General features: G+C 63.2%; 28 protein-coding genes and 1 tRNA gene. 13 read left to right on the forward strand and 16 right to left on the reverse strand.

The window, feature by feature from the left end:
- On the reverse strand, nucleotides 1-424 hold a 424-nt coding region (locus V3H18_RS13645), incomplete at its 3' end, for a DUF721 domain-containing protein (RefSeq protein WP_332082624.1).
- A gap of 66 nt (nucleotides 425-490) precedes the next feature.
- Between V3H18_RS13645 and mutY the strand changes: the two genes are divergently transcribed.
- Nucleotides 491-1555: an A/G-specific adenine glycosylase gene (gene mutY, locus V3H18_RS13650; protein ID WP_332082625.1), complete on the forward strand. Its 1065-nt coding sequence runs from the start codon at nucleotides 491-493 to the stop codon at nucleotides 1553-1555.
- Between the two features lie 133 nt (nucleotides 1556-1688).
- On the forward strand, nucleotides 1689-1955 hold the full coding sequence (locus tag V3H18_RS13655) for an Imm74 family immunity protein (protein WP_332082626.1): 267 nt from the start codon (nucleotides 1689-1691) through the stop codon (nucleotides 1953-1955).
- 11 nt (nucleotides 1956-1966) lie between these two features.
- Here V3H18_RS13655 and glpK read toward each other — a convergent pair whose 3' ends face one another.
- Nucleotides 1967-3451, reverse strand: coding sequence for a glycerol kinase GlpK (glpK, locus tag V3H18_RS13660; RefSeq protein WP_332082627.1), 1485 nt, complete (start codon nucleotides 3449-3451; stop codon nucleotides 1967-1969).
- Nucleotides 3452-3574: 123 nt separating this feature from the next.
- On the opposite strand from glpK, the gene V3H18_RS13665 reads away from it, so the two are divergent.
- The 3 genes from V3H18_RS13665 (at nucleotide 3575) to bfr (ending at nucleotide 4959) form a co-directional block, all read left to right on the forward strand.
- On the forward strand, nucleotides 3575-3943 hold the full coding sequence (locus tag V3H18_RS13665; protein ID WP_332082628.1) for a hypothetical protein: 369 nt from the start codon (nucleotides 3575-3577) through the stop codon (nucleotides 3941-3943).
- A gap of 267 nt (nucleotides 3944-4210) precedes the next feature.
- On the forward strand, nucleotides 4211-4447 hold the full coding sequence (locus V3H18_RS13670) for a (2Fe-2S)-binding protein (protein ID WP_332082629.1): 237 nt from the start codon (nucleotides 4211-4213) through the stop codon (nucleotides 4445-4447).
- Between the two features lie 32 nt (nucleotides 4448-4479).
- Nucleotides 4480-4959 carry a bacterioferritin gene (gene bfr, locus V3H18_RS13675; RefSeq protein WP_332082630.1) on the forward strand — a complete coding sequence of 160 codons (480 nt, stop codon included), beginning with the start codon at nucleotides 4480-4482 and terminating at the stop codon, nucleotides 4957-4959.
- A gap of 76 nt (nucleotides 4960-5035) precedes the next feature.
- On the opposite strand, the gene V3H18_RS13680 is transcribed toward bfr, so the two are convergent.
- Nucleotides 5036-5653 (reverse strand): helix-turn-helix domain-containing protein, encoded by a 618-nt coding sequence (locus V3H18_RS13680; protein WP_332082631.1) that lies wholly within the window; start codon nucleotides 5651-5653, stop codon nucleotides 5036-5038.
- A 313-nt stretch (nucleotides 5654-5966) separates the two neighbouring features.
- On the opposite strand from V3H18_RS13680, the gene V3H18_RS13685 reads away from it, so the two are divergent.
- The 3 genes from V3H18_RS13685 (at nucleotide 5967) to V3H18_RS13695 (ending at nucleotide 8869) form a co-directional block, all read left to right on the forward strand.
- Complete coding sequence (locus V3H18_RS13685; RefSeq protein ID WP_332082632.1) at nucleotides 5967-6860, forward strand: UDP-2,3-diacylglucosamine diphosphatase; 894 nt, start codon at nucleotides 5967-5969, stop codon at nucleotides 6858-6860.
- Nucleotides 6860-7960 (forward strand): glycosyltransferase family 4 protein, encoded by a 1101-nt coding sequence (locus tag V3H18_RS13690; protein ID WP_332082633.1) that lies wholly within the window; start codon nucleotides 6860-6862, stop codon nucleotides 7958-7960. The genes V3H18_RS13685 and V3H18_RS13690 overlap by 1 nt, the downstream gene beginning before the upstream one ends.
- A 129-nt stretch (nucleotides 7961-8089) precedes the next feature.
- A complete protein-coding gene (locus V3H18_RS13695) occupies nucleotides 8090-8869 on the forward strand; it encodes a HesA/MoeB/ThiF family protein (protein WP_332082634.1) in 780 nt (259 codons plus the stop codon).
- Here V3H18_RS13695 and V3H18_RS13700 read toward each other — a convergent pair.
- Nucleotides 8853-9206 carry a RidA family protein gene (locus V3H18_RS13700; protein ID WP_332082635.1) on the reverse strand — a complete coding sequence of 118 codons (354 nt, stop codon included), beginning with the start codon at nucleotides 9204-9206 and terminating at the stop codon, nucleotides 8853-8855. The two genes, V3H18_RS13695 and V3H18_RS13700, sit on opposite strands and share 17 nt — an antisense overlap.
- A 190-nt stretch (nucleotides 9207-9396) precedes the next feature.
- Here V3H18_RS13700 and V3H18_RS13705 point away from each other — a divergent pair.
- Nucleotides 9397-9472: transfer RNA gene (locus tag V3H18_RS13705), tRNA-Phe, on the forward strand.
- 151 nt (nucleotides 9473-9623) lie between these two features.
- Here the strand turns inward: V3H18_RS13705 and V3H18_RS13710 are convergent.
- The 9 genes from V3H18_RS13710 to hemP all read right to left on the reverse strand — a co-directional run bounded on the left by V3H18_RS13710 (nucleotide 9624) and on the right by hemP (nucleotide 15937).
- The gene (locus V3H18_RS13710; protein ID WP_332082636.1) at nucleotides 9624-9968 is read right to left on the reverse strand and encodes a hypothetical protein; all 345 of its coding nucleotides are present in this window, start codon (nucleotides 9966-9968) and stop codon (nucleotides 9624-9626) included.
- A 420-nt stretch (nucleotides 9969-10388) separates the two neighbouring features.
- Nucleotides 10389-11165 (reverse strand): 3-hydroxybutyrate dehydrogenase, encoded by a 777-nt coding sequence (locus V3H18_RS13715; RefSeq protein ID WP_332082637.1) that lies wholly within the window; start codon nucleotides 11163-11165, stop codon nucleotides 10389-10391.
- A 122-nt stretch (nucleotides 11166-11287) separates the two neighbouring features.
- On the reverse strand, nucleotides 11288-12025 hold the full coding sequence (locus tag V3H18_RS13720) for an acetoacetate decarboxylase (RefSeq protein ID WP_332082638.1): 738 nt from the start codon (nucleotides 12023-12025) through the stop codon (nucleotides 11288-11290).
- 12 nt (nucleotides 12026-12037) lie between these two features.
- Complete coding sequence (locus V3H18_RS13725) at nucleotides 12038-13156, reverse strand: patatin-like phospholipase family protein (RefSeq protein WP_332082639.1); 1119 nt, start codon at nucleotides 13154-13156, stop codon at nucleotides 12038-12040.
- Nucleotides 13157-13289: 133 nt separating this feature from the next.
- The gene (locus tag V3H18_RS13730) at nucleotides 13290-14018 is read right to left on the reverse strand and encodes a class I SAM-dependent methyltransferase (protein WP_332082640.1); all 729 of its coding nucleotides are present in this window, start codon (nucleotides 14016-14018) and stop codon (nucleotides 13290-13292) included.
- Between the two features lie 198 nt (nucleotides 14019-14216).
- Complete coding sequence (locus V3H18_RS13735; protein ID WP_332082641.1) at nucleotides 14217-14774, reverse strand: peroxiredoxin; 558 nt, start codon at nucleotides 14772-14774, stop codon at nucleotides 14217-14219.
- 40 nt (nucleotides 14775-14814) lie between these two features.
- Entirely contained in the window at nucleotides 14815-15132 is a 318-nt protein-coding gene (locus tag V3H18_RS13740) for an antibiotic biosynthesis monooxygenase family protein (protein ID WP_332082642.1), read from the reverse strand.
- A 54-nt stretch (nucleotides 15133-15186) separates the two neighbouring features.
- The gene (locus V3H18_RS13745) at nucleotides 15187-15411 is read right to left on the reverse strand and encodes a hypothetical protein (RefSeq protein ID WP_332082643.1); all 225 of its coding nucleotides are present in this window, start codon (nucleotides 15409-15411) and stop codon (nucleotides 15187-15189) included.
- A gap of 349 nt (nucleotides 15412-15760) precedes the next feature.
- Nucleotides 15761-15937 (reverse strand): hemin uptake protein HemP, encoded by a 177-nt coding sequence (gene hemP / locus V3H18_RS13750; protein ID WP_332082644.1) that lies wholly within the window; start codon nucleotides 15935-15937, stop codon nucleotides 15761-15763.
- Nucleotides 15938-16258: 321 nt separating this feature from the next.
- Here hemP and V3H18_RS13755 point away from each other — a divergent pair, with 321 nt between their 5' ends.
- From V3H18_RS13755 to V3H18_RS13770, 4 genes are all read left to right on the forward strand, one after another.
- Nucleotides 16259-16600 carry an antibiotic biosynthesis monooxygenase family protein gene (locus tag V3H18_RS13755; RefSeq protein ID WP_332082645.1) on the forward strand — a complete coding sequence of 114 codons (342 nt, stop codon included), beginning with the start codon at nucleotides 16259-16261 and terminating at the stop codon, nucleotides 16598-16600.
- Nucleotides 16601-17179: 579 nt separating this feature from the next.
- The gene (gene exbB, locus V3H18_RS13760) at nucleotides 17180-17986 is read left to right on the forward strand and encodes a tonB-system energizer ExbB (protein WP_332082646.1); all 807 of its coding nucleotides are present in this window, start codon (nucleotides 17180-17182) and stop codon (nucleotides 17984-17986) included.
- A 7-nt stretch (nucleotides 17987-17993) separates the two neighbouring features.
- Nucleotides 17994-18422, forward strand: a complete 429-nt coding sequence (gene exbD / locus V3H18_RS13765; RefSeq protein WP_332082647.1) for a TonB system transport protein ExbD — start codon at nucleotides 17994-17996, stop codon at nucleotides 18420-18422.
- Nucleotides 18419-19222 (forward strand): TonB family protein, encoded by an 804-nt coding sequence (locus V3H18_RS13770; RefSeq protein ID WP_332082648.1) that lies wholly within the window; start codon nucleotides 18419-18421, stop codon nucleotides 19220-19222. Before exbD ends, V3H18_RS13770 begins: the two co-directional genes overlap by 4 nt.
- Nucleotides 19223-19550: 328 nt before the next feature.
- On the opposite strand, the gene V3H18_RS13775 is transcribed toward V3H18_RS13770, so the two are convergent.
- The 3 genes from V3H18_RS13775 to V3H18_RS13785 all read right to left on the reverse strand — a co-directional run.
- The gene (locus V3H18_RS13775) at nucleotides 19551-19835 is read right to left on the reverse strand and encodes a hypothetical protein (protein ID WP_332082649.1); all 285 of its coding nucleotides are present in this window, start codon (nucleotides 19833-19835) and stop codon (nucleotides 19551-19553) included.
- The gene (locus V3H18_RS13780; RefSeq protein ID WP_332082650.1) at nucleotides 19832-20119 is read right to left on the reverse strand and encodes a hypothetical protein; all 288 of its coding nucleotides are present in this window, start codon (nucleotides 20117-20119) and stop codon (nucleotides 19832-19834) included. The genes V3H18_RS13775 and V3H18_RS13780 overlap by 4 nt, the downstream gene beginning before the upstream one ends.
- Before the next feature lie 16 nt (nucleotides 20120-20135).
- A partial coding sequence (locus V3H18_RS13785) for a TonB-dependent receptor (RefSeq protein WP_332082651.1) occupies nucleotides 20136-22263 on the reverse strand: 2128 nt, incomplete at its 5' end.

A 22263-nucleotide genomic window follows, 5' to 3' on the forward strand; every position in this document is an offset into this window, starting at 1 on the left:
CGTCGGGCCTCGGCGGACGCCGGGGCGGGGGCGAGGCGACGTTCAGCGCTTCCTGCCGCAGCGCGAGGCGCGCGACGCAGCGCCAGCCCAGATGCGCATTGACGCGCTCAATGATCGCCGGCGCCAGATGCTGCGCCTCGAGGCCGAATCCCGGCTCCACCCGCAGCACCAGCGTCGCCGGCTCCCGCGGGGTTTCGCGGCGTTTGCCTTTGTTCTCGGTCGCTTTCGCTCTCGGCCGCGGCGGCCATTGCAGCCGCGCCGGCTGGCTGAAGCCGGCGATGCGCGCGCCGACGATCTCGCGCCAGCGCAGCAGCAACGCGGCTTCGCCCAATCCGCGCTTGGCGACGAGCGGGTCGAGTTCGCGCAGCACGCAATCGCCGAGCGAGCGCGCTCCCCAACCCCTTCCCCGCGTCGAAACGCTCATTTGAGGCTTGCGGCCGGGCCGCCCTCCTTGCGCGGGCGAGGCTTCGCCCCCTATTCAGTCGCTCCCATGATAAAGCCTCGCGGAGAATCGGCCAAACCGGGCGCGGCGCTCATCGCCTGGTACGACGCCAATCGGCGCGATTTGCCCTGGCGCGCCCGGCCCGGCGAATCGGCGGACCCCTATGCCGTCTGGCTGTCCGAAATCATGCTGCAGCAGACGACCGTCGCGACGGTCAAGGGCTATTACGCGAAATTCCTCGCGCGCTGGCCGAGCCTCGAGGCGCTCGCCGCCGCGCCGCAGGACGAGGTGCTCGCGCAATGGGCGGGGCTTGGCTATTACGCCCGCGCGCGCAATCTCCACACCTGCGCGCGAGCCGTCGTTGCGGACTTCGGCGGGCGTTTTCCGCGCGAGGAGGAGGCCTTGCGGCTTTTGCCCGGAGTCGGCCCCTATACGGCGGCGGCGATCGCCGCGATCGCCTTCAACGAGCCCGCCGTCGCCGTCGACGGCAATGTCGAGCGCGTCGTCGCGCGGCTGCATGCGATCGACGCGCCGCCGCGCGCCGTCAAACCGCTCATCCGCGAAAAGGCCGCCGCTCTGGCGACGCCGTCGCGGGCCGGCGATTTCGTCCAGGCGCTGATGGAGCTTGGCGCGGTGATTTGCGTCCCGCGCGCGCCCGATTGCGCCGCCTGTCCGCTCGCGCCCTTTTGCGCCGCGCGGCGCGAGAGCGCGCAGGAGAAATATCCGGTCAGGGAGGCGAAGCGGGCGAAACCTCAGCGGCGCGGCGCGATTTTCATTCTACGGCGCGGCGACGACGTGCTTTTGCGGCGCCTTCCGCCGCGCGGGCTCTTTGGCGGCATGAACGCCTTTCCCTCGACCCCGCTGACGGAAGACGCGGGCGCCAAGGATTTGCTCGGCTTTGCTCCTTGCCCGGCCCGGTGGCGGGCGCTCGAAGAGCCGGTGGCGCATGTCTTCACCCATTTCGCCCTGGAGGCGACGGTGTTCGTGGCGCAAACGCGCGCCAAGGCGCCGCCGCCAGATTGCCGCTGGGCGGCGCGCCGCGATCTCGATAAGGAAGGGCTGCCGACGCTCATGCGCAAGGCCGCCATTCGCGCGGGACTTGTTGAAGCATAGAGCGCGCTGCGAAAAAGTGGAATCCGGTTTTTAGCGTCAAGCGCGCTCTGAACTTTTTGAGTCGATCAAATTATCCGCATTTGGGCGACTCCGCCCAAATGCAGCGTGATCTGAAGGAATTCTGGAGAGAGCCATGGCGCGACGCGCGGGCGGATATAAAGTCGAGATGACGGAAGGCGCGATCCGCGTGCGGCGCGGCGAGCGCACGCTCACCATCCCCACCGCGCCGCCCGACGCCGAATCGGGCGAGGAGGCCGATTTCATCGTGCGCCTCGACGACATCGAACATTGGGATCCGCCCGACGACGAAACGCTAATCGACATCGACGAATTGCAGAAGATTCTCGACGCGGTGGAAATGCAGTTGGAGAAACATGGTTTGAGCGTCGATTTCGATTGACGCGCGAGGCGTTATATCGCCCAGCCCAAGGAACGCTCCACCGCCTTCTCCCATGAGGCGATGAGCCGCAGGCGTTCCTCGGGCTCCATATTCGGCGTAAAGCGGCGGTCCTCGCGCCAATGCGCGGCGATATCGTCAAGGCTCGCGTAAAAGCCGACGGCGAGACCCGCCGCATAGGCGGCGCCGATCGCGGTCGTCTCCAATTGGCGCGCCCGCACGACGGGCGCATCGAGAATGTCGGCCTGGAACTGCATCAAAAGATCATTGGCGGCCATGCCGCCGTCCACTTTCAGCGCCGCGATCTCGACGCCGGCGTCCGCGACCATCGCCGCGAGGACCTCGCGCGTCTGGAAGGCCGCCGCTTCGAGGGCCGCGCGGGCGATATGGCCCTTGTTGGAGAAGCGCGTCAGCCCGGCGATGATGCCGCGCGCGTCGCCGCGCCAGCGCGGCGCGTAGAGGCCGGAGAAAGCGGGCACGAAATAGACGTCGCCATTATTGGGGACGCTTCTCGCCAGCCTTTCGATGTCGTCGCTGCTGTCGATCAGTCCGAGATTGTCGCGCAGCCATTGAACCAGCGCGCCGGCGATGGCGATCGAGCCTTCGAGCGCGTAAAGCGGCTTCGCGTCGCCGAGCTTATAGGCGAGCGTCGAGATGAGGCCTTGCGTCGAGACATGCGGCGTCTCGCCGACATTCATCAGCAGAAAGCAGCCCGTGCCATAGGTGTTCTTGGCGTCGCCGGGTTTGAGGCAGGCCTGGCCGAGAAGCGCGGCGTGCTGATCGCCAAGCGCGCCGGCGAGCGGCGCGCCGTCGATCCCGCCCACGCAGGCTCCGTAGACGTCGCTCGACGAGACGATTTCGGGCAGACAGGCGCGGGGAATGTCGAAGAGGCGCAGCAGATCGTCGTCCCATTGCAGGGTTCTCAAACTCATCAGTTGCGTGCGCGAGGCGTTGGTCGCCTCGATCGCATGCCGGCCGCCGGTGAGATTCCAGATCAGCCAGGAGTCGATCGTTCCAAAGAGCGCCTCGCCCTTTTCAGCCTTCACGCGCGCGTCGGGAATTGCGTCGAGAAGCCAGGCGAGTTTGAGCGCGGAAAAATAAGTCGCAAGCGGCAGGCCCGTCTTCGCGCGAATCGCCTCGCCGACGCCTTGCGCGACAAGCCGATCGACTTGCGGCTGCGTGCGCGTATCCATCCAGACGAGGGCGTTATGAAGCGGCGCGCCGGTCGCGCGATCCCAAAGAACCGTCGTCTCGCGCTGATTGGCGACGCCGACCGCCGCGAGATCGCGCGGCTTGAGGCCGCTCTTTGTCAGCGCGCCTTCGATCACGGCCCGCGTATTGGTCCAGATTTCAGCGGCGTCATGCTCGACCCAGCCGGGGCGCGGATAGATTTGCCGATGCTCCCGCTGGTCCCGGGCGACGATGGCGCCTTCCCGGTCGAGGACGATGAAGCGGGTGCTCGTCGTGCCCTGATCGATCGCGCCGATGAAACGGGACATGGGATCGCCTTGCTGCGGGCGACGGTCGCCCTTCCCTGGGATGAACGGATATTTCAGCCGCGGTTCACGATGACGGCCGCATTCTGCCGGAGCTTCGCAATCGTCTTATAAGGAGGATGCTCCATGACATCGGCAGCCGTCAAAATGGCGTCGGCGCCCGTCAAAACCGCCTTCGCCGCGCTTGTCTTCATTCTCGTTTCCAGCGCCTTCTCGCCGCAAGCGATGGCGCTTCCCGGGATCGACCGGAACGCCGCTCCACCGACGGCGCCCGGAGTCGAAAAGGTCTGGGGCCAAGGCTATGGCGGGGGAGGGCCCGGCTGGGGAGGACCTGGCTGGGGAGGGTCCGGCTGGGGCGGCCCCCGCTATGGCGGTTGGGGCGGCCCGCGCTACGGCGGTTGGGGCGGCCCCCGTTGGGGGTGGGGCGGCGGTCCAGGGTGGCGGCGCCCCTATTGGGGACCACGCTATGGATGGGGCGGCGACGGCTATTGGTAAAAGCGCGACCCAGCCTGAGAATTTGGGAGCCGCGGACCGAATCGTCCGCGGCTTTTTTCACGGCCCCGCGTCCTCGCCGGCGTTCCCGCCAGAACATTTTTGCCCGGCACGGTCTTTGCCACGGACCAATCGGCGGCGCTTTCTGTCGGAAAAGCGACGCGCGATAGTTGGCAAACTAGAAGGATCGTTGTAAACTACTGATGTGAAAGACAGTTTGCAATCTTTCCAAAATAGGTAGTTTGCAATCTTTCCAAACTGGGCTATGCAATGATCGTCTGTTCGTGCAACGTCCTTTCGGACCGCGATGTGCAAGACACGCTGGGCCACCGCAACGACCGGCCTTCGGTAGCGGCGGTTTTTCGGCATATGGGCTGCGAGGCGAAATGCGGGCGCTGCGTGCGCAGCATCGTCGCCATCGTGGACCAGCACGCCGCGCGAGGAATGGATGAATGCGCGGGGAATGGCGATTGTGACGGCTGTCGCGCCGACGGATTGGCGGCGTAGATCAGAGTCTAGCCCATGGAAAGGATGCAGAAATGCGCGGTGACGCGAAGGTCATCGAATATCTAAATCGCGGTTTGCGCGCAGAATTGACGGCTGTCAATCAATACTGGCTGCATTATCGCATTTTTGACAATTGGGGCTATCTCGAACTCGCGAAGAAATGGCGCGAGGAATCCATCGAGGAAATGCATCACGCGGATCATTTCGCCAAGCGCATCCTTTTCCTCGAGGGCTTTCCCAATATGCAGGTTCTCGATCCGCTCCGCATCGGCCAGTCGGTCGAGGAGATCGTCAAGGCTGATCTCGCGACCGAACTCGAAGCCCGCAACAACTATCTGGAAGCCGCCGCTTATTGCCTCTCCATCAATGACCGGGTCTCGGAGCAGCTTTTCGAAACGGTCATCAAGAGCGAGGAAAAGCATATCGACTTCCTCGAGACGCAGCTCGAATTGATCAAGCAGCTCGGCGTGCAGCTTTACGCGCAAAAGCACGTGGGCGAACTCGAGTCCTGATCTTCTTCTTGATGGGGGAAGATCGCGCGCCGGCGGAGCGGGCTAACACGCCCGCCGCCGAGCTGCGGCGGGCCGCTCATTCCATCGCCGCGGCCTTCATGATGCACACCATCGTCGCCCGCGCCGGCGCGACGCCGCGATTGCGGATGATATGCGGTCGATCGCATCGGTAGCGCAGGGTCTCCCCCGCCTTCACGCTGGACTTTGCGCCCGCGACCTCGACTTCGAGCTCGCCCTCGCGCACGGAAAGGCTTTCGACCGAGCCGCGCTGATGCGCCTCCGATTCGAGCACGCCGCCTGAGTCGGCGGAAAATTCATAGCATTGCAGCCATTCGACCGTCTTGATCCAACCGATGATCGCGAGCCGGCATTTGCCGTCGTCGGAAACGAGAATGGGCGTCTCGGCCTTGCTGGTCTTTTCCAGGAAGGGGTCGTCCGCGGTCGTTTGCAGCACGCGCTCGATCGAAACGTCGAGCGCCTGCGCCAGTCGCCATATCGTCGCCAGGGTCGGATTGGTCTCGTTGCGCTCGATCTGGCTGATGATCGATTTGGCGACGCCGGACTGCTGGGACAATTCGGAAAGCGAGAGATTATAGGCTTTCCGCAGCCGCTGCACCGTGACGCCGAGCTGGCCGGAGAGCGCCAGCGCGCCGGCTTCCATGATCTTCTGCTTGTCGCGGCCTTCTATGCCCATGATCCTTCAGGCGCTCGGGATGCGCCCGCATTCTCCGATGCAAACCGGCCGGCAAGATAGCCGATCTCGTTCGAAATATCGAACGCCTTTGACCCCGTTCAGGACTCTCGCACAGATCGCGCTGGATCCGGACGGAGTCGCCCGAGCGCGGATCACGCGATCGATTCTTAAAGTCTAGAGCGCGCTTTAGGCGAAAGGCCGAATTCCGCTTATTCGCAGAGCGCTGTAGCCGCGCCGCCATCCTCTGTCATCTGACTGTGATGCGAATCTGGTCAATGACGCAAAGCGGCGACGGCGAGAGGCGGTAAGGCTCATGCTCGACAGCAACGCCATGGGAAAAGTCACCAGAACCGCGCAGGCCAAGGCGGCGCAATTGTTAGACCCTGTGAACGAAATCGCAGTCAAGCGCTATCGAACGCTCTTTCTCTCCGATCTGCATCTTGGCGCGCGGGGCGCGCAAGCGGAGTTGCTGCTCGACTTTCTCAAGCATAATGACGCCGACAAAGTCTATCTCGTCGGCGATATCGTCGACGGCTGGCGACTGAGAAACGGCTGGTACTGGCCGCAAGCGCATAATGACGTGGTGCAGAAGCTCCTGCGCAAGGCGCGCAAGGGCGCGCATGTCATCTATGTTCCCGGCAATCACGACGAATTCGCGCGCGATTATACGGGATTGAATTTCGGCGGCGTCGAAGTCGTCGACCACGCCTTGCACGAGACCGCCGACGGCAAGACCATGCTGGTCATCCATGGCGATCAATTCGACATTGTCGTGCGCAACGCCCGCTGGCTCGCCTTCTTCGGCGACTGGGCCTATGATTTCGCCATTGTCGTCAACACTTGGTTCAACCGCGCCCGCCGCATGTTCGGCGTCGGCTACTGGTCGCTCTCAGCCTGGGCGAAACTCAAGGTCAAGAACGCCGTGAATTTCATCGGCGATTTCGAGAACGCGCTGGCGTCGGAAGCCGTGCGGCGCGATGTCGACGGCGTGATTTGCGGCCATATCCATCACGCGACGATCAAGACCATTCAAGGCAAGCTCTACGTCAACACCGGCGATTTCGTCGAAAGCTGCACGGCGATCGCCGAGCATGACGACGGCCATTTTGAAATCCTACGCTGGCAGACCACGGCCGCCGAACGCGAGGCGGCGGCGGCCGCCCAGCGCGTGAAGGCCCTGCCGGCGCCGAGAGCGGCGGCTGCTTGATGCGGATATTGGTCGCGACGGACGCCTGGCGTCCGCAAGTCAACGGCGTCGTGCGATCGCTCGAGACGATGGCGCAATCCGCGCGCGCGCTCGGCGTCGAGATCGATTTTCTGACGCCGCGCGACTTCAATTCCCTGCCCATGCCGACCTATCCCGAGATCGGCCTGGCGCTGGCTTCTCCGCGCGCCGTCCGCCGGCGTCTCGAAGCCGGCTATGACCACGTCCATATTGCGACCGAGGGGCCGATCGGGCTTGTGACCCGCGCCGTTTGCATGCGCGCGGGCCGCTGCTTTACGACGAGTTTCCATACGCGCTTTCCCGAATATATTCAGGCGCGCTTCGGCCTGCCGGTCGGTCTCGCCTATGCGGCGCTGCGTCGCTTCCACAACGCCGGCGCCGGGGTGATGGTCTCGACGCCAAGTCTCGCGCGCGAATTATCCGCGCGCGGCTTTCGGCGCATCCTGCGCTGGTCGCGCGGCGTCGACCATGCGCTGTTCACGCCCGACGCCGCGACGCCGCTCGATTTTCCCCGGCCGATCTTCCTCTACGCCGGGCGTCTCGCCGTCGAGAAGAATGTCGAGGCCTTTCTCGAGCTCGATCTTCCCGGCACGAAGCTCCTCGCCGGCGACGGACCGGCGCGCGCGGGGCTTGAGGCCAAATTTCCGCAGGCGCGCTTCCTCGGCGTCAAGACCAGCGCCGAACTCGCCGCGCTCTACGCCTCCTCCGACGTCTTCGTCTTCCCCAGCCGCACCGACACGTTCGGGATGGTGCTGCTCGAAGCCATGGCCTGCGGCCTGCCGGTCGCGGCCTATCCCGTAATGGGTCCGCTCGACGTCATTGGCGCGAGCGGGGCCGGGGCGCTGAACGACGATCTGCGCCTCGCGGCGCTTGCCGCGCTCGACATCAAGCGCGAGGCGGCGCGCGCCCACGCCCTGACTTTCACCTGGGAGAATTGCGCCCGGCAGTTTCTCGATAATATCGCCTATGCGCGCGGCGCGGCCTCGCTCGGCGGCGTGGGACTCGAGGCGCTGCGCGATTCGGGCCAGGGGGCGAGCGAACGGCGGCGCGCCGCCGAGAAGCAGCGGGCGGTCCAGCCTTAGCGCGTGGCGTCACGACCGCTTTGGCGCCTTCCTCATACTTTGGGTGGAGACGGCAAGGCGCGGCCTGTATGGTCCCGCGGCGGCCGCGCAGCCAAGGGCTCTCGCGGCCCGGCTTCGCCGGAGACCAGCTTGAATCTCAGCCCCGAGGAAATCGAACGCTACGCCCGCCATCTCGTGCTGCGCGACGTGGGCGGCCCTGGCCAGCGCAAGCTTAAAGAGTCGCGCGTTCTCATTATCGGCGCGGGCGGACTCGGCGCGCCGCTGCTGCAATATCTCGCGGCCGCCGGCGTCGGCGCCCTCGGGATCGTCGATGACGACGCCGTGTCGCTCTCCAATCTGCAACGTCAGGTGATTCACGCGACGCCCGACGTCGGCCGCCCCAAGGTCGAGAGCGCAAGGGACGCCGTCGCGCGGCTCAATCCGCATGTCGCCGTCGAGCCGCATCCGCTGCGTCTTAACGAGAGCAACGCGCGCGCGCTTATCGCGCGTTACGATATCGTCGCCGACGGGTCGGATAATTTTGCGACGCGCTATCTCGTTTCCGACGCCTGCTATTATGAAAAAAAGCCGCTGGTGACGGCGGCGCTCGGCGGCTTCGACGCCTCGCTCACGACGCTGCGGCCTTTCGAAAGCGGCGCCGACGGCCCCAATCCCACCTATCGCTGCCTTTTTCCCGAGCCGCCGCCCGAAGGCGCGATCCCGACATGCGAGGAGGCCGGCGTGCTCGGCGCCCTCGCCGGCGTCGTCGGCGCGATGATGGCGCTTGAAGTCGTGCGGGAGATCGTCGGCTTTGGCGAAGGTCTCGTGGGCCGCCTGCTGCTCATCGACGCGCGAACCATGCGCTTCGAGACGATCCGCTACGCCTACGACCCCGAGAACCCGTTGATCGGCGTTAGAGCGCCGCGATGACGGCGATCTCGACCTTATAGTCGGGCGAGACGAGCTTGGCTTCCACCGTCGCGCGCGCCGGCGGATTGTCCTTGTCGACCCATTGGTCCCAGACGCCGTTCATCTCCGCGAAGCCCGCGATGTCGGCAAGATAGATGGTGGCGGAGAGAATATTCGCCTTGGCGCTGCCCGCTTCGGCTAACAGCCCGTCGATCAGCGCGAGAATTTCGCGCGTCTGGTCGGCGACGGATCCGCCCTTGGTTTTTTCCGCGACCTGGCCCGACGTATAAACGGCGTTGCCGCGAACGACGGCCTTGCTCATGCGCGGCCCGGGGCCGATCCTTTTGATGTTGCTCATTTCGCCTCCCTGCTCGCGCAAGGGTCTAGGGGAAGCGGGCGATCGAGGCAAGGGCGCGGGTCGAGGGCCGCGCCCGCGCCGGTTTCTGTGGTCAAATCAAATGACCATTTGCCGTGATGCGGCGAAATGAGAGGTCTGGACAAGTCGCGAGGCGCTTCCTATAAGCGCCGGACGCCACGCGCTGGCGCGCGCCCAGGTAGCTCAGTTGGTAGAGCATGCGACTGAAAATCGCAGTGTCGGTGGTTCGATTCCGCCCCTGGGCACCATTATTATAAAAATAAATCAACGTCTTGCTTGATTCGATGTTTGCAAGGGCGCGTCTTGGTTTTCAAAAAATTTGGAAAACCAAATGCCCCTACAGCCAATCAAAAATATTGGGTGACTCTAGGGAAACATGTCGCATGCCTTCCGCCCGTTTCACTTGGAGGATTTGAGGTTTTTCCAACATTTTTGCAGGGGCTTAATGAAAGTCTTGCCGTCTTCGCTTGACCGAGGTTTTTCCACACAAGACTCGTCGCCTTGCGTATCGCTCACTGGTTGCAACCCGCCTTCTTTCAAGCATCGTTCGACGTATTCTCCGATCGCGAAGTGCTTCTTTTCGTCCGTAAGAGACGAGTCCGTCATCGCATAATGAGCCGCCATCTGGCATTCGGTAATCAGACGTCCGAGCGTCTCATCTTTTTCGCCGCCGCCGCATGCAGATAGTAATATCGCGCTCGATACGAAAACGAAGCCACACATGCGGGCTGGCTTATGATACATGCTCCCCTCCCCGAATTTTGGCTCCCAGATTTTTGGGAGCGACGGCGAAAGTTACTTTAGGACGTTTAGACGCCGCCGCAAGAATTGTGCGGCTCTGGCCCCCGAACGTCCGTTGGTGCGGCGCGGCATGAAATCTCAAGATATGCGATTCACGCGGCGGAGAACACGGCGGCGCTAGCGAGACGGGCCCGGCCGGGACGCCGCACAAGTGATATCGGCGACCCACATTGTGTGGCCCTAGACTCTATCGACTCACGTCTGTGACGTTCGGGGGTGATGTGCTGAACTTCCGCTCTTGGCGCAACGCGGACGCGGCGGGTTAAGGGGGCGCGGTTCCGAGTTTCCTCTACTTGTCTCCATACTTTTCCCATATCCGCCGGGCTGGAAGCGCCCGACGGTCGCGCCGCCGACGGCGCCGCGTCAGTTCATATGCCAGCCATGGCTGACGATGATCGACTCGCCCGTAAGGGCGTTCGTCGGAAAGGCGGCGAGCGTCAGCGCCACCTCGGCGACATCCGCGATCATGGTGAATTGCTTGTCGACGGTCTCGCCCAGCATCACTTCCTTGACGACGCGCTCCTCGGTGATGCCGAGATCATGCGCCTGCTCGGGGATCTGCCGCTCGACGAGCGGGGTCATCACGAAACCCGGACAGATCGTATTGGCGCGCACGTTATGTGCGGCGCCCTCCTTGGCCATCACGCGCGCGAGGCCGAGGATTCCATGTTTGGCGGCGACATAGGCGGATTTCAGCGGCGAGGCTTCGTGGCTGTGAACGGAGCCCATATAGATGAGCGCGCCCGATTTCTGCGCATACATATATTTCACGCAGGCCTTTGTCGTGAGAAACGCGCCGTCGAGATGGATGGAGATGATTTTCCGCCAATCCTCGAAAGGAAATTCCTCGATCGGATGCACGATCTGTATGCCGGCGTTGGAAACAAGTATGTCGATTGCGCCGAAAGCCTTGGCGGCGGCGTCGACGCCCGCCTGCACCTGCGCTTCATTGGCGACGTCCATGCCGACCGCGATCGCGACTTTCTCGTCGCCGATTTCGGCGGCCGCCGCCTTCGCGGCCTCGAGATTGAGGTCCGCGATGCAGACTCTGCCGCCGGCTTCGGCGAAGCGCTTGGCGATTCCATGGCCAATGCCGCTCGCGGCGCCGGTGATGACGGCGACCTTTCCGTTCAGTTGCATGATGGCTCCTCTCCTTTAACGCATTCCGATGAGACGAAATCGTCTCATCCGTAAGAGATCGCGGTCATCCCGTTTCCAACGCTGTCGAAGCGCGTCGCGCCTCCCGGAAGAACGATCTCGCTCTAGGCGAGATAGTCGTAAACGACCTTGCCGAGGCCCAAGGTGATGTCGGCGAGGATATGAGTCGCGGAAACGATCTCGCGAACCGGCAGTTCAGCCACCGGCGCGAGCGCATGCGGACGAAGATCGAGCGACGCCGGCCCCGTATAGGCGCTTTTCAAGACGACATCTTCGAGACGATAGTCGACGAGCTCCAAGATGCGGGGCGAGCCGTCGACATGCGGAATGATTTTCAAAAGGAAATTCGGAAGGGCGAGCGCTTCGAGCACGGCCGCATGGTCGAGCGCCGTATGCTTATAGCCCATGACGCCGGTCGCGACGCGTAGCGGACCATAGTCCAGCGCGCCCACGAGCGCGTCTTTGTGGACCGCGAGCGACGGCTGGGCGAGTTTTTTTGGAAAGCCCCAAAGCTCCCGGCCGCCATAGATCGGCGGGCCGTCGTTCAGATACATCGCATGGGTGTATTGGCCCGCCTGGCCGTTGAAGCGGACCGGGATCACCTGGCCCGATTCGCAGTAATCGCCAAAGCCGGTCGAATCCGGCATGCGGATGAATTCATATTTGACGATGGGCTCCGCGACTTCGAGCGGCTCCGGCACGACTCGCCGCAGCGCCTCGGGATCGGTGCGATAAGCGATGATCAAATATTCCCGATTGAGGAAGCGGTAGGGCCCTGGCGGAAAGGCAGGGCTTGTCAGCGGCATGGCGAAAGCGGTCTTGCGCACGTCATCGATATTCATGAGTAGCCCCCATTATGATGCTGGCTTGTCGAGATCCTTCGTGCAGTCGAAAATGACGACGTCCTCTTCCGGGCGCTGGCGCGCGCGCCATTGCGGGCTTGCGAGCGTCGTCGTCACATCCGCGTGTCCGCTGTTCCAGTGATCCTCCATTGTGGCGCGCGAAAATTCATAATCCTTGGCGAGCGTCTCATAGGCGGCGCGGCGATGGATGAGCTGCACGATGGTGATGCCGGCCACGTCTCCGATTTCATCGAGCGCGAGCCAGTCCGGGTCGGTTCGCAGCTCCTCGGGGAGTTTCGCCGCCAGCCGCTTGACCGCCGCGCGCAGCTTATGCGCCCGTTTCAACAGGTCCGTGTTCAGTCGCGTGCGGCTCGAAAAGCGAATGTCCTTCTCGCGCTGCGCGACATCGAGCAAAGTCCTCGGCGCCGGTCCGCGCGCCGCGAAGAGATCGATTTGAAACACGCATAAATCGTCTTTCTGGTCGCAGGCGTCCAGAATGTATTGGAGCGGCGTATTGGAGACGATCCCGCCGTCCCAATAAAGCTCGCCCTCGATCTCTATCGGCGGAAAGCCAGGGGGCAGCGCGGCGCTCGCGAGAATATGATCCGGGCCGATGTTTTGGGTCGTATTGTCGAAATATTGGAAATTGCCGGTGCGGACATTGACCGCGCCGACGCTGAGCCGCATTTCCTTGGCGTTGATGCGGTCGAAATCGACGAGCTCCAATAGCGTGTCCCGCAGGGGGCTCTCGTCGTAAAGGCTGAGATCGGTCGGCGGATACGGCCACGAGAGCGCCGGCGGCGGAAGGCGCGGCCTAAAAAAGCCGGGAGCGCCGAAGGCCGCGGCCAGCTTAGCGCTGGCGTCCGCGAAAAGGGGGCCGAGAAATCCGCCCGGATCGAAGGGCAGAGCCGCGCCGCTCGTCACCCGATCCCAAAAGGCGCGCAGGCGCTCGACGCGCTGTCCCGGAGGATTGCCGCAGATGATTGCGGCGTTGACCGCGCCGATCGAAATGCCGGCGAACCATTGCGGACAATATCCTCCCGCTGCGAGCGCCTCGAACGCGCCGCCCTGATAGGCTCCGAGCGCGCCGCCGCCTTGAAGAACCAGCGCGACGACTTCCTTATTTGTCATGCGCCGCCGCTCCGCGCCTCACGCGCGTTCGGGCCTTGATCCTCCGAAGCCGCGCGAGGGAATGATGGAAAGGGGGCTAATTCGCATTGCACTATTGCCTTTCTGTGACTGGCGCGCAATGCGGCGTTCCGCATCAAAGGCGTGCGGTTTGCTCCAGCGGCTTGCGCCATTCCATGACGAGATAGATGGGAACGCGCCGGCATTGCGCCGCCTTGTCGGGATCGCCGCCCGTGGGCTCCGGCTCCGCGAAGAAAGTCAGCCGCAATCCCTGGGCAAGCAGCAGCGACATATAGCGGGAGAGCGGCCTGTGCCAGTTTTGCACCCGCAGCCCGGCCCAGCTCGCCCATTCCACGCGCTCGTCGAGATAGCGATCGATGACGAATTGATGCTCGCTTGCGCCCATCTGGCTCCAGTTCGTCGCGCCTCCCGCCGTGAAGAAGCTCGTCAGATTGGCGATGAGCAAAGCCCCGCCCGGGCGCAGGACGCGCGCCATCTCGGCGATGGCCGCTTCGAGATCGGGGATGTCGATGAGCGAGAGATAGGCGACGACGAGGTCGAAGGAGGCGTCGGGGAAATCGAGCGTTTCTCCCCGACCGAGGCGGTAATCTCCGGTGGGATCGCGCTGCCTTGCGCGCTCGATAAAGGCTTCGGTCGGATCGACGCCGACAGGGGTGACGCCTTCGGCGCGCAGCATCCGGCAAAAGCGTCCCTCGCCGCAGCCGACGTCGAGCGCGTTGCGATAACGGCCTTCGCGCACGCGCGCCAGCATGGGCGGATCGAGCACGAAATTTCGGCCCCAGTCGCCGCTCTCGCCGATTTCCGCGATCCAGGCGGCGGCGGATTCGTTCCAACCGTCGCTCATCGACGCCTCGCTCGCGACATCGCATAAATCCTCTGGAGGCGAACCGAACGATTGCGCGCGGCGCCGCGCGGATTTCTACGCCGGTTGGCGTTTGAATTCCAGCAGGGAGGGTCTCGCGCCCCGCGATGCAAAAAGAATGGGCGAGACTTGCGTCTCGCCCATAGATTGCGCGCGATGCGGAATGGCGGTTCCGCCCGCTCAGGCCGCCGGCGTCAACACCTCGCCGCCGACCGGCCGGCTGCAGGCGCAAAGCTCGCCCGTCTGCAGCGCGTCGAGGACGCGCAACGTATCCTGCGGCGCCCGGCCGACGTCGAGACTCGTCGCATAGACATGCTGGATGACATTGTCCGGGTCGACGATGAAGGTGACGCGATTGGCGACGCCGACGGAGGCGCGCACGCCGAGTCCGTCGACGAGGTCGCCCTTCACATCGGCGAACTGCCAGATCGGCAGCTTGTCGAGATGCTTATGGTCGCGCCGCCAGGCGAGCTTGACGAATTCATTGTCGGTCGAGCCGCCGAGCACGACCGCGCCGCGATCGGCGAATTCCTTCGACAGGCTTGCGAATTCGGCGATCTCGGTCGGGCAGACGAAGGTGAAATCCTTCGGATAGAAAAAAATCACCTTCCACTTGCCCGGAAAGCTCGTCTCGTTCACGGCTTCGAAAGCCGACTCGCCGTTTTCCTCGATCTCGTTGAAGCCCGGCTTCACCCCGGTGACTTCGAAAGACGGCAAGCGATCCCCAATTCCCAACATTTCATTCTCCTTACTTACGTTACACAGACGCGCAACGCGCCTATTGCGGATTGTTGCGGGAAATCGCCGCGTCGAATTCCTCGAGTCGCGAGGCCGGGATGCGGCGCCTGCCGCAGCCTCCCGCCGCGGCGGCCCCGCCGTAAATCTCGGCGCGCCGCCAGTCGAGAAAACGCTCCTCCGTCTCCCACATTGTGATCGAGAAATAGAGAACATGCGCGCCAAGCTCCTTTCCCTTGTGGAAACGGAAGCCTATCAGGCCGTTCGCTTGCCGCAGCCGAGCGCTCGTCTCGTTCCAGGCGTTCTCGAACGCCTCTTCTCGACCCTTGATCACCTTGAACTGGTTCGAAGCCATGAACATCGCGCGCGTCCTTCTCTTTGCGTCATTGCGTCCGTTGCGACTCTCGATCTTCGGTCACGCGCATCGCGCGCGGCGCGATCTGGCGACAAAGGCGGCGTATTCTTCGCAGCGCTTGCGCATGCATTCGTCGGGACAGGTGTCGGCGTAATGGCCGCGCAACGCCGCCAGCCCATGGCCCGTCAGTTCGACTTCGTCCGCCGAGAACCGCGCCGGGCCGCGATTCATCGCCGAAGCGAGGATCGAGTCGATGCGTTGTTTTTCGCTCGCCAAATCGCACATGGTCCTCTCCTTTATGTGTTGGCGTCATCGGGCGCGGCATGGAAATAAAGTCCGCCGCCTGTCGCGGCGATATGCAGGGACGCGCGCGCCGCGCCGCTCGGATTTCGAAAACTTTTTTGGGTCAAGGCGCCCCAACCATTCGTTCTTGCCGCTCAGATGCATGGATGGTTTCAACGCCGGCGCCGCCGATCGAAACGATCCGGTCCGCCGACCGCGCGTGAACGCGGCCATGAATCGTTTCGATCGGCGAGACTTGCTGCGCGCGCACGATCGCCACGGAGCCGCGTCCGCCCCGAAAGGCGCCGCCCCGCGGCCGTCTCGATCGTGAATTGCGCGCGTACATTCTTCCTCACTTCGTCAAGATCAGCTTGTTGTTCGCGGTGATGCGCAGGCGATAGCGCGCGCCGGCGTGAACGATGACCGCCTCCGCCATTTCTCCGACGAGGTCGCGCACATCGATTTCGCGCGGCGCCCGGTCGACGGCTTTCGGCCACGGCGCAGCCGGTTGGTTTGCGGTGTCATCCATGATTGCGGTTGTCATGCGTGCCGCAAAACTTTAGCAAGTAACAGTCCACGTCAATACGGTTCGGCCTTGATCGGAATTCTTGTACGAAGCGTCTTGCGAACTATTCTTGTTTCAAAGAGAAGCTTTTCGTTAAGAGAGGAAGCGCTTCCTTCGATCGCGACATCTTCGCGGCGCGATCAAGCGACCGCGACGAAGGCGATCTCGCGACGCCAGAGAGCGGCGTCGCGCCTTTCGCCGCAAAATCTGGCGAGGCGGCGGGAGAGGCTGTATCTCTATTGGGGGTTCGCGCCGCTCTGGGGCGGGGCAGGACAGGAGGACAAAATGTTCATCGCGATGAATCGCTTCAAAGTGATCAAGGGAAACGAACAGGCTTTCGAGGAGATCTGGTCCTCGCGGCGCACCCGTCTCGATGAAATGCCGGGCTTCATCGCCTTTCATCTGTTGAAAGGTCCAGAGGGAGAGGATCACACGCTTTACGCGTCGCATACGATGTGGGCGTCGAGGGACGCCTTCACGGCTTGGACGACGTCGGAGCAGTTCCGAGAAGCGCATAAGGACGCGGGCAAGAACAAGCCGCTCTATCTTGATCGTCCGCATTTCGAGGGCTTCGAAGCGGTTCTTTCGCAGAACAATCCGAATGTGAGGTCGCAGGCGGCCGAATAAAACGCGCCGAGGCCGATTGTGCGTCGCACAATCTTTCGGGCCACAGCGCCGGGCTTTGAGTTGTCCGGGCCAGGAAGCGGCGAGGCGGACAGTCGCGGGCCCGATGAGCCGTCTTCCGGACGATCGGCCACTGGACCCAAGCGCGCGGCCGCTCGAAAAGGCGTGCCTTTTACAAATTTAGAACGACTATAAAACGCATTTTGTCGCATATTTCACAAATATCCCCTACTTGTCTTTGAATTTGTTGCAAATAAGCAGATTACAACATTTCCATTAAACGGTTTCATCGATTGACCCTGTTAACCTCAAAATTTAGTTTCGGTCCGGCTTTTTTGCGCGAGCGAAGGAAACAACGCGCAATCCTCCGCGGTAGGTGCAGTGAACGGCGCAAAATTCCGGCTTTTTTCCTCGGACTCCTTTGGTCTTTGTCGCCCGACTCCCGCAGCGAGCGCGCGGGAGCAAGGGTGGGTGCGCCGCAGCAAAAGCGCCGCCCCGGCTCGCGCCGAACTCAACGCCCCTTCTGTCGCGCCTTATCGGCGCGACCGCTCTTCTTCGAATAGTCCGCACATGGGTCGATGCATGAAACATATCTGGCAATTTCTCATGATCGCCGCGACGGCTTCGCTCGCCTCGGGCGCCAGCTTCGCCGCCGCGCAGACATCGGCGCTCGATGCGGCGATCGCGGCCAATAAGCCGCATGATCTTTCGGTATGGACGATGTTCGTCAACGCCGACATCGTCGTCAAAATCGTAATGATCGGCCTGGTTTTGGCCTCCATCGCGACATGGACGATTCTCTTCGCCAAGACGATCGAGTTGAAGCGCGCGCGCGAACGCGTCACCGATTCCATTCAGCATTTGTCCGAGGCGCGCGGTCTTGCCGAGGCGCGTCTCGCGCTTGGCGCCGGCGATCGTCTCACCCAGGCGCTCCTCGCCGAGGCGACGCGCGAGATAAAGCTCTCGTCCGACATTCTCGCCGCGCCGGGCATCAAGGAGCGTATCGCTTCCTCCTTCGGCGAGATCGATCGCGCCGAGGCGCTCGCCATCAAGCGCGGCACGGGGCTGCTCGCCTCCGTCGGCTCGACGGCGCCCTTCGTCGGCCTGTTCGGCACGGTGTGGGGCATCATGAACAGTTTCATCGGCATTTCCAAGGCGCAGACGACCAATCTCGCGGTTGTCGCGCCGGGCATCGCCGAAGCTTTGCTCGCGACCGCGATCGGTCTTTTCGCCGCTATCCCGGCGGTGTTGATCTACAATCATCTCGCCCGTCAATCGACGGCCTATCTCGAACTCGTCTCCAATCTCTCCGGCGAATTGCTCCGCATCGCTTCGCGCGATCTTGATCGCGGCAGGCAAGGCTCCGCCAAGATTCACGCTGCGGAGTAATTGAGTCATGGCGGGCCAGATCCATACCGATCTTCAGGAAGCGCATGAGATCAACGTCACGCCGTTTATCGACGTGATGCTGGTTCTGCTGATTATTTTCATGGTCGCGGCGCCGCTCGCCACGGTCGATCTCCCTGTCGACCTGCCGGCTTCCAACGCCGCGCCGCATGAGAAGCCGGACAAGCCCGTCTATCTGACGATTCAGTCCGACCTTGCGCTCGCGCTCGGCGAGACGCCGGTCAAGCGCAACGATCTGATCTCGACGCTTGACGCGCATCTTGGCGACAAGAACAAACGCATCTATCTGCGCGCCGACACGAGCGTGCCCTATGGGGAAATGATGGCGGTGCTGGAGCGGCTCCGCGCGGGCGGCTATCTCAAGGTCGCGCTCGTCACGCTCGACGCCGGCGGTAAGGCGCCGGACGCGGTCCAATGAGCTTCGCCGCTTCTCTGCAAACTCCGCAGTCGAGCGGAAAACTGTGGGGCGCCGCAATCGCCGGCGCCGTGTTTTTGCATGTCGCCGGCGCGACGGCGGCCCTGCTGACTCTCAGCGGAGAGATCGACGACAGCGCCTCTGGCGCGCCCGCGATCGAACTGACGCTTGAACCTGCCGCGCCGCGAGACGCCGAAGCCGCCGATCTCCCGCCCGGCCCATTGACGGATGAGTCGGCCGCCGCCGCGCCTTCCGTCGCCGCGGCCGAGACGAAGGAGACGAAGGAGGAGAATATTTCCCGCGTCGAGGCGGAAGAGGCCGAACTGACGCGCAACACCAAGCCAGACAAGCCGGTAGAAGAAGAGAAGACGCATCAGGCGCAGGAGGTGCTCTCCGCCGAGTCCGCCGCGTCGGAAGCGACCGCGCCGCCAAAGTCGGACGTCGAGAAACAGTCCGACGCGCCCGTCGCGCCCGTGCAGGGCGCCGACGCGGTGGCGAATGCAGTGAAGCAGACGTGGCAGAAACAATTGGTGGCGCATCTCAATCGCCACAAGCGCTATCCCGGCGGCCTCGGCCGTCGATCCGCTGAGGCAAGCGTTTTCTTCACCCTCGACCGGCGCGGTCATGTCGTCAGCTACAGCGTCAAACATTCGTCCGGCCATCAGGCCTTCGACGATGCGGCGCTCGCCATGATGAAGCGCGCCGACCCCGTGCCGCCGCCGCCGCCCGTGATCGCCGATGAAGGATTGACCTTCGAGGTGCCGGTGCATTTCGGCAAGAATGTTCGCGCGGACGGCAGATAGCCGCATCATAAGCGCTAACCCCCGCAAGCGCGGCGATATCGATAGCGCCGCGCGTCGTTGCGCGATTTCTTTCAGATCGGGCGGCCGGCGCAGCCTCGGTTTTGCGGCGTTAAGCGCTTGGCCGCCGTCCGGCCGCGCCGCCAATCTCTGACGGGCTAATGGCGGAACTCTCGATCAGCGTGAGGCGCCGCCTCTAGGCCCAGCAGGCAAGAGCGGCTCGTGATGGCGTCCCCGTAAATTGGAGCGGCGGGCGCGCGAGGCGCCCCCGCCGCTCCCATTACGGATCTCGTAAAAGCAGAGAAGTTATGTGTCGCCTTGCGCGCGGCGATCAGGAAAGAAAATGGCGGCAGGCAAGGAGCCCCGCATATGCGAGCGCATTCGCCGCGCCCAACCATAACCAGGCGCGTTTGCCGCTCTGGAAAAGAAAGCAGAAGCTCAAAACGCCGAGCCAAACAGGCGCAATGAGCCACATCACCAACTGATATTTGTTTGGGGTCGTGAAGCCGCCGGGACCCAGCCGCGCAAACAGTCCCGAGATCGCCAGCGCCAGGGTGAAGCCGAGAATCGTCCCCGCGGAGGTCTTGCTCAGCCAGTCTCGTCTAATCTCGCTCATTTCCTTCTCCTCAGCAGGATCGGCAGCGCCCCGAGACAGGGGAAAAGAATGAGAAGGACCATCGACAGCGTCAATGTCGCGAAGATGGCCGTGGAGAGCTGGAGCGTTCGCCCCCATAGCCATCCGCCGAGCACGATGAGCGCCATGCCGCCGATGCGGCTCGGCAAGGCCGGCAGAGGTCGCGAGCGCCAGCGCTGATGGGGCGCGCCGAGATAGAGGCTCGCGGCCCCCGTCGCGATGGCGACGAAGGCCGCGAGTTGAAAGGTTGCGGGCGAAAGAGTCATCGTCCGCTCTCCAGCGTCAGAAGTTGAAGGTCGCCGACAGCAGCACCGTGCGCGGCGAGCCGATCGTGGCGTAACCGTCGTTGAAGGCGCCGTTCCAATAGCTGTGGTCGAGCAGATTGTTCACATTCGCCCGGAACGTCATGTCCGTGCCGTAAACTTTGGTCGTATAGCGCATGCCCGCATCGAGGCGCGTCCATTCGGGAATCCTGTAATAGTTCCATGAGTCGAGATATTGCGCGCTCGTGTAAACGACGCGGCCCTCCGCCGTCAGCCCGAGAAGATAGGGGATGTCGTATTCGCCATAGAGATTGACCTGCCATCTCGGTATGCCGAAGGCGTTCCTTCCGTCATATTGTCCATTCGTGCTTTTGGTGATGACACCGACCGTATAGGAGACGCCGCCCAGCAGGCGGAAGCCTTCGACCGGCTCGCCAAAGACGGTCCACTCTATGCCCTGATTGCGTTGCCGGCCATCGGCGTTATAGGCGTTGCCGACTTTCATCAGCGCCGGCCGCTCGATTTCGAAGAAGCTGAGCGTATTGGCGAGATTGCCCAAATCGAGCTTCGCGCCCGTCTCGACTTGCCTTGAGACGAAAGGCGGGAAGGCTTGATTGTAATTGCTCGCCGTCACGTCGGTGACGCGATCGCCCTGCGTGAGGCCTTCGATATAATTGGCGTAGAGCGACAGGCGCTTGTCCCATGGCTTGACGATCAGAGCGAAGGCGGGCGAGAGCCGGTGCCTGTCATAGGCGGCCGTCTCGCGGCCCGTCAGCGCGTCATATGTCTTGCTCAGCACGCGTTGGCTGCGCAGGCCGCCGGTGAATTGAATGCGCTCGTCGAAGGCCGATACGGTGTCGGCGAAGGCGAGGCTCGCCAGATAGTTGTCCCCCGATTTTCTCGGATCGGTCGTGTAATACGGCTGCCCCGGAACATATGCCCGGCCAGGGATGAAGGAGGGCGGGGGCGCCTGCGGCGGTACGACGGGAATATAAATATTGGAGCTAAAGGCTGCCGAGGCGCCAAATTCGGAAGCCGTGGCGAACTTCAGCGCCGAGGCGCTCACGACGAATTGGTGCTTGAGTGGACCCGTATCGAATTGGCTGCGTATGCCGCCCTGCGACGACAGCGAATTGGTGTAGCCGCGCAGATTGACGACGCGCGGCGCCCTGAAGTTGCCGAGCAAATTGACGCCGACCGCCGCGGTCCCGTTGGTGAAGCCGAAGTTGCGGCTGTCGGAGAAACCGATGCCGCCGAAAACCGTGACATTCTCCATGATGTCGAATTCGCCGCGTCCGAGGACGGCCGCATTCTGGAATCTGCTATTGGCGCCGACAAAGAGATTCTTGCTCGAATGCGGCGCGGCGGCGACGCCAATGCCGGTGAAGCTCGCCATGAAAGAGCTGCCGTTCTTGAAAATTTCCTGGTCGTGATAGGCGTCGACCGACAGCCTCACGCGCTCTTCGCGAAAATCGAGCGACAGCGCGTTCAGACCGCGCACTTTCCATTGTTCGTCGATCGTCGATTCGCCGCCGCGATAGACGCCGTTATAGCGAACGCCGAACTGGTTGTGGTCGCCGCCGCGCCGGGCGACGTCGATATGGGTTCCAAACTGTGAAGCCGACGTAAAGTCGGTGCTGATGCTGGTGATGGGCTTATCGCCCGCATGTTTGGTGACAAGATTGATCGAACCGCCCACCGCGCCGAACGGCGCCATGCCATTGAGCAGGGCGGCGGGTCCTTTGAGCACTTCGACGCGCTCCAGGAATTCGGTCGGGACATGTCCGTCCGGCGCCAGGCCATACATGCCGTTGAGCGCCAGTTCGCTGCCCAGCACCTGAAAGCCGCGAATTCGGAAATTCTCGCGCATATGGCCCGACGACGTCGTGACGCGAACAGAGGGATCGTTCTCCAAAACCTCCTGCAGCGTGCGCGCCTGCTGGTTCTCGATCAGCGCCGACGTGTAGCTCGTCACGTTGAAGGGCGTGTCCATGAAGTCGCGATTGCCGAGCATGCCGAGACGGGCGCCGCGGGCGATCTCGCCGCCGGCGTAGGCGGGCGGCAAATTGCCGATTTCGCCCTGCGCCGGCGTCGTCGCCACGCTCGGACCGCCGGAAAGCGGCGCGCCGGCCGAGGCTTGCGCCGCC

This window comes from Methylocystis borbori, from assembly GCF_036576025.1.
In the GTDB taxonomy this organism is placed as follows: Bacteria; Pseudomonadota; Alphaproteobacteria; order Rhizobiales; family Beijerinckiaceae; genus Methylocystis; species Methylocystis borbori.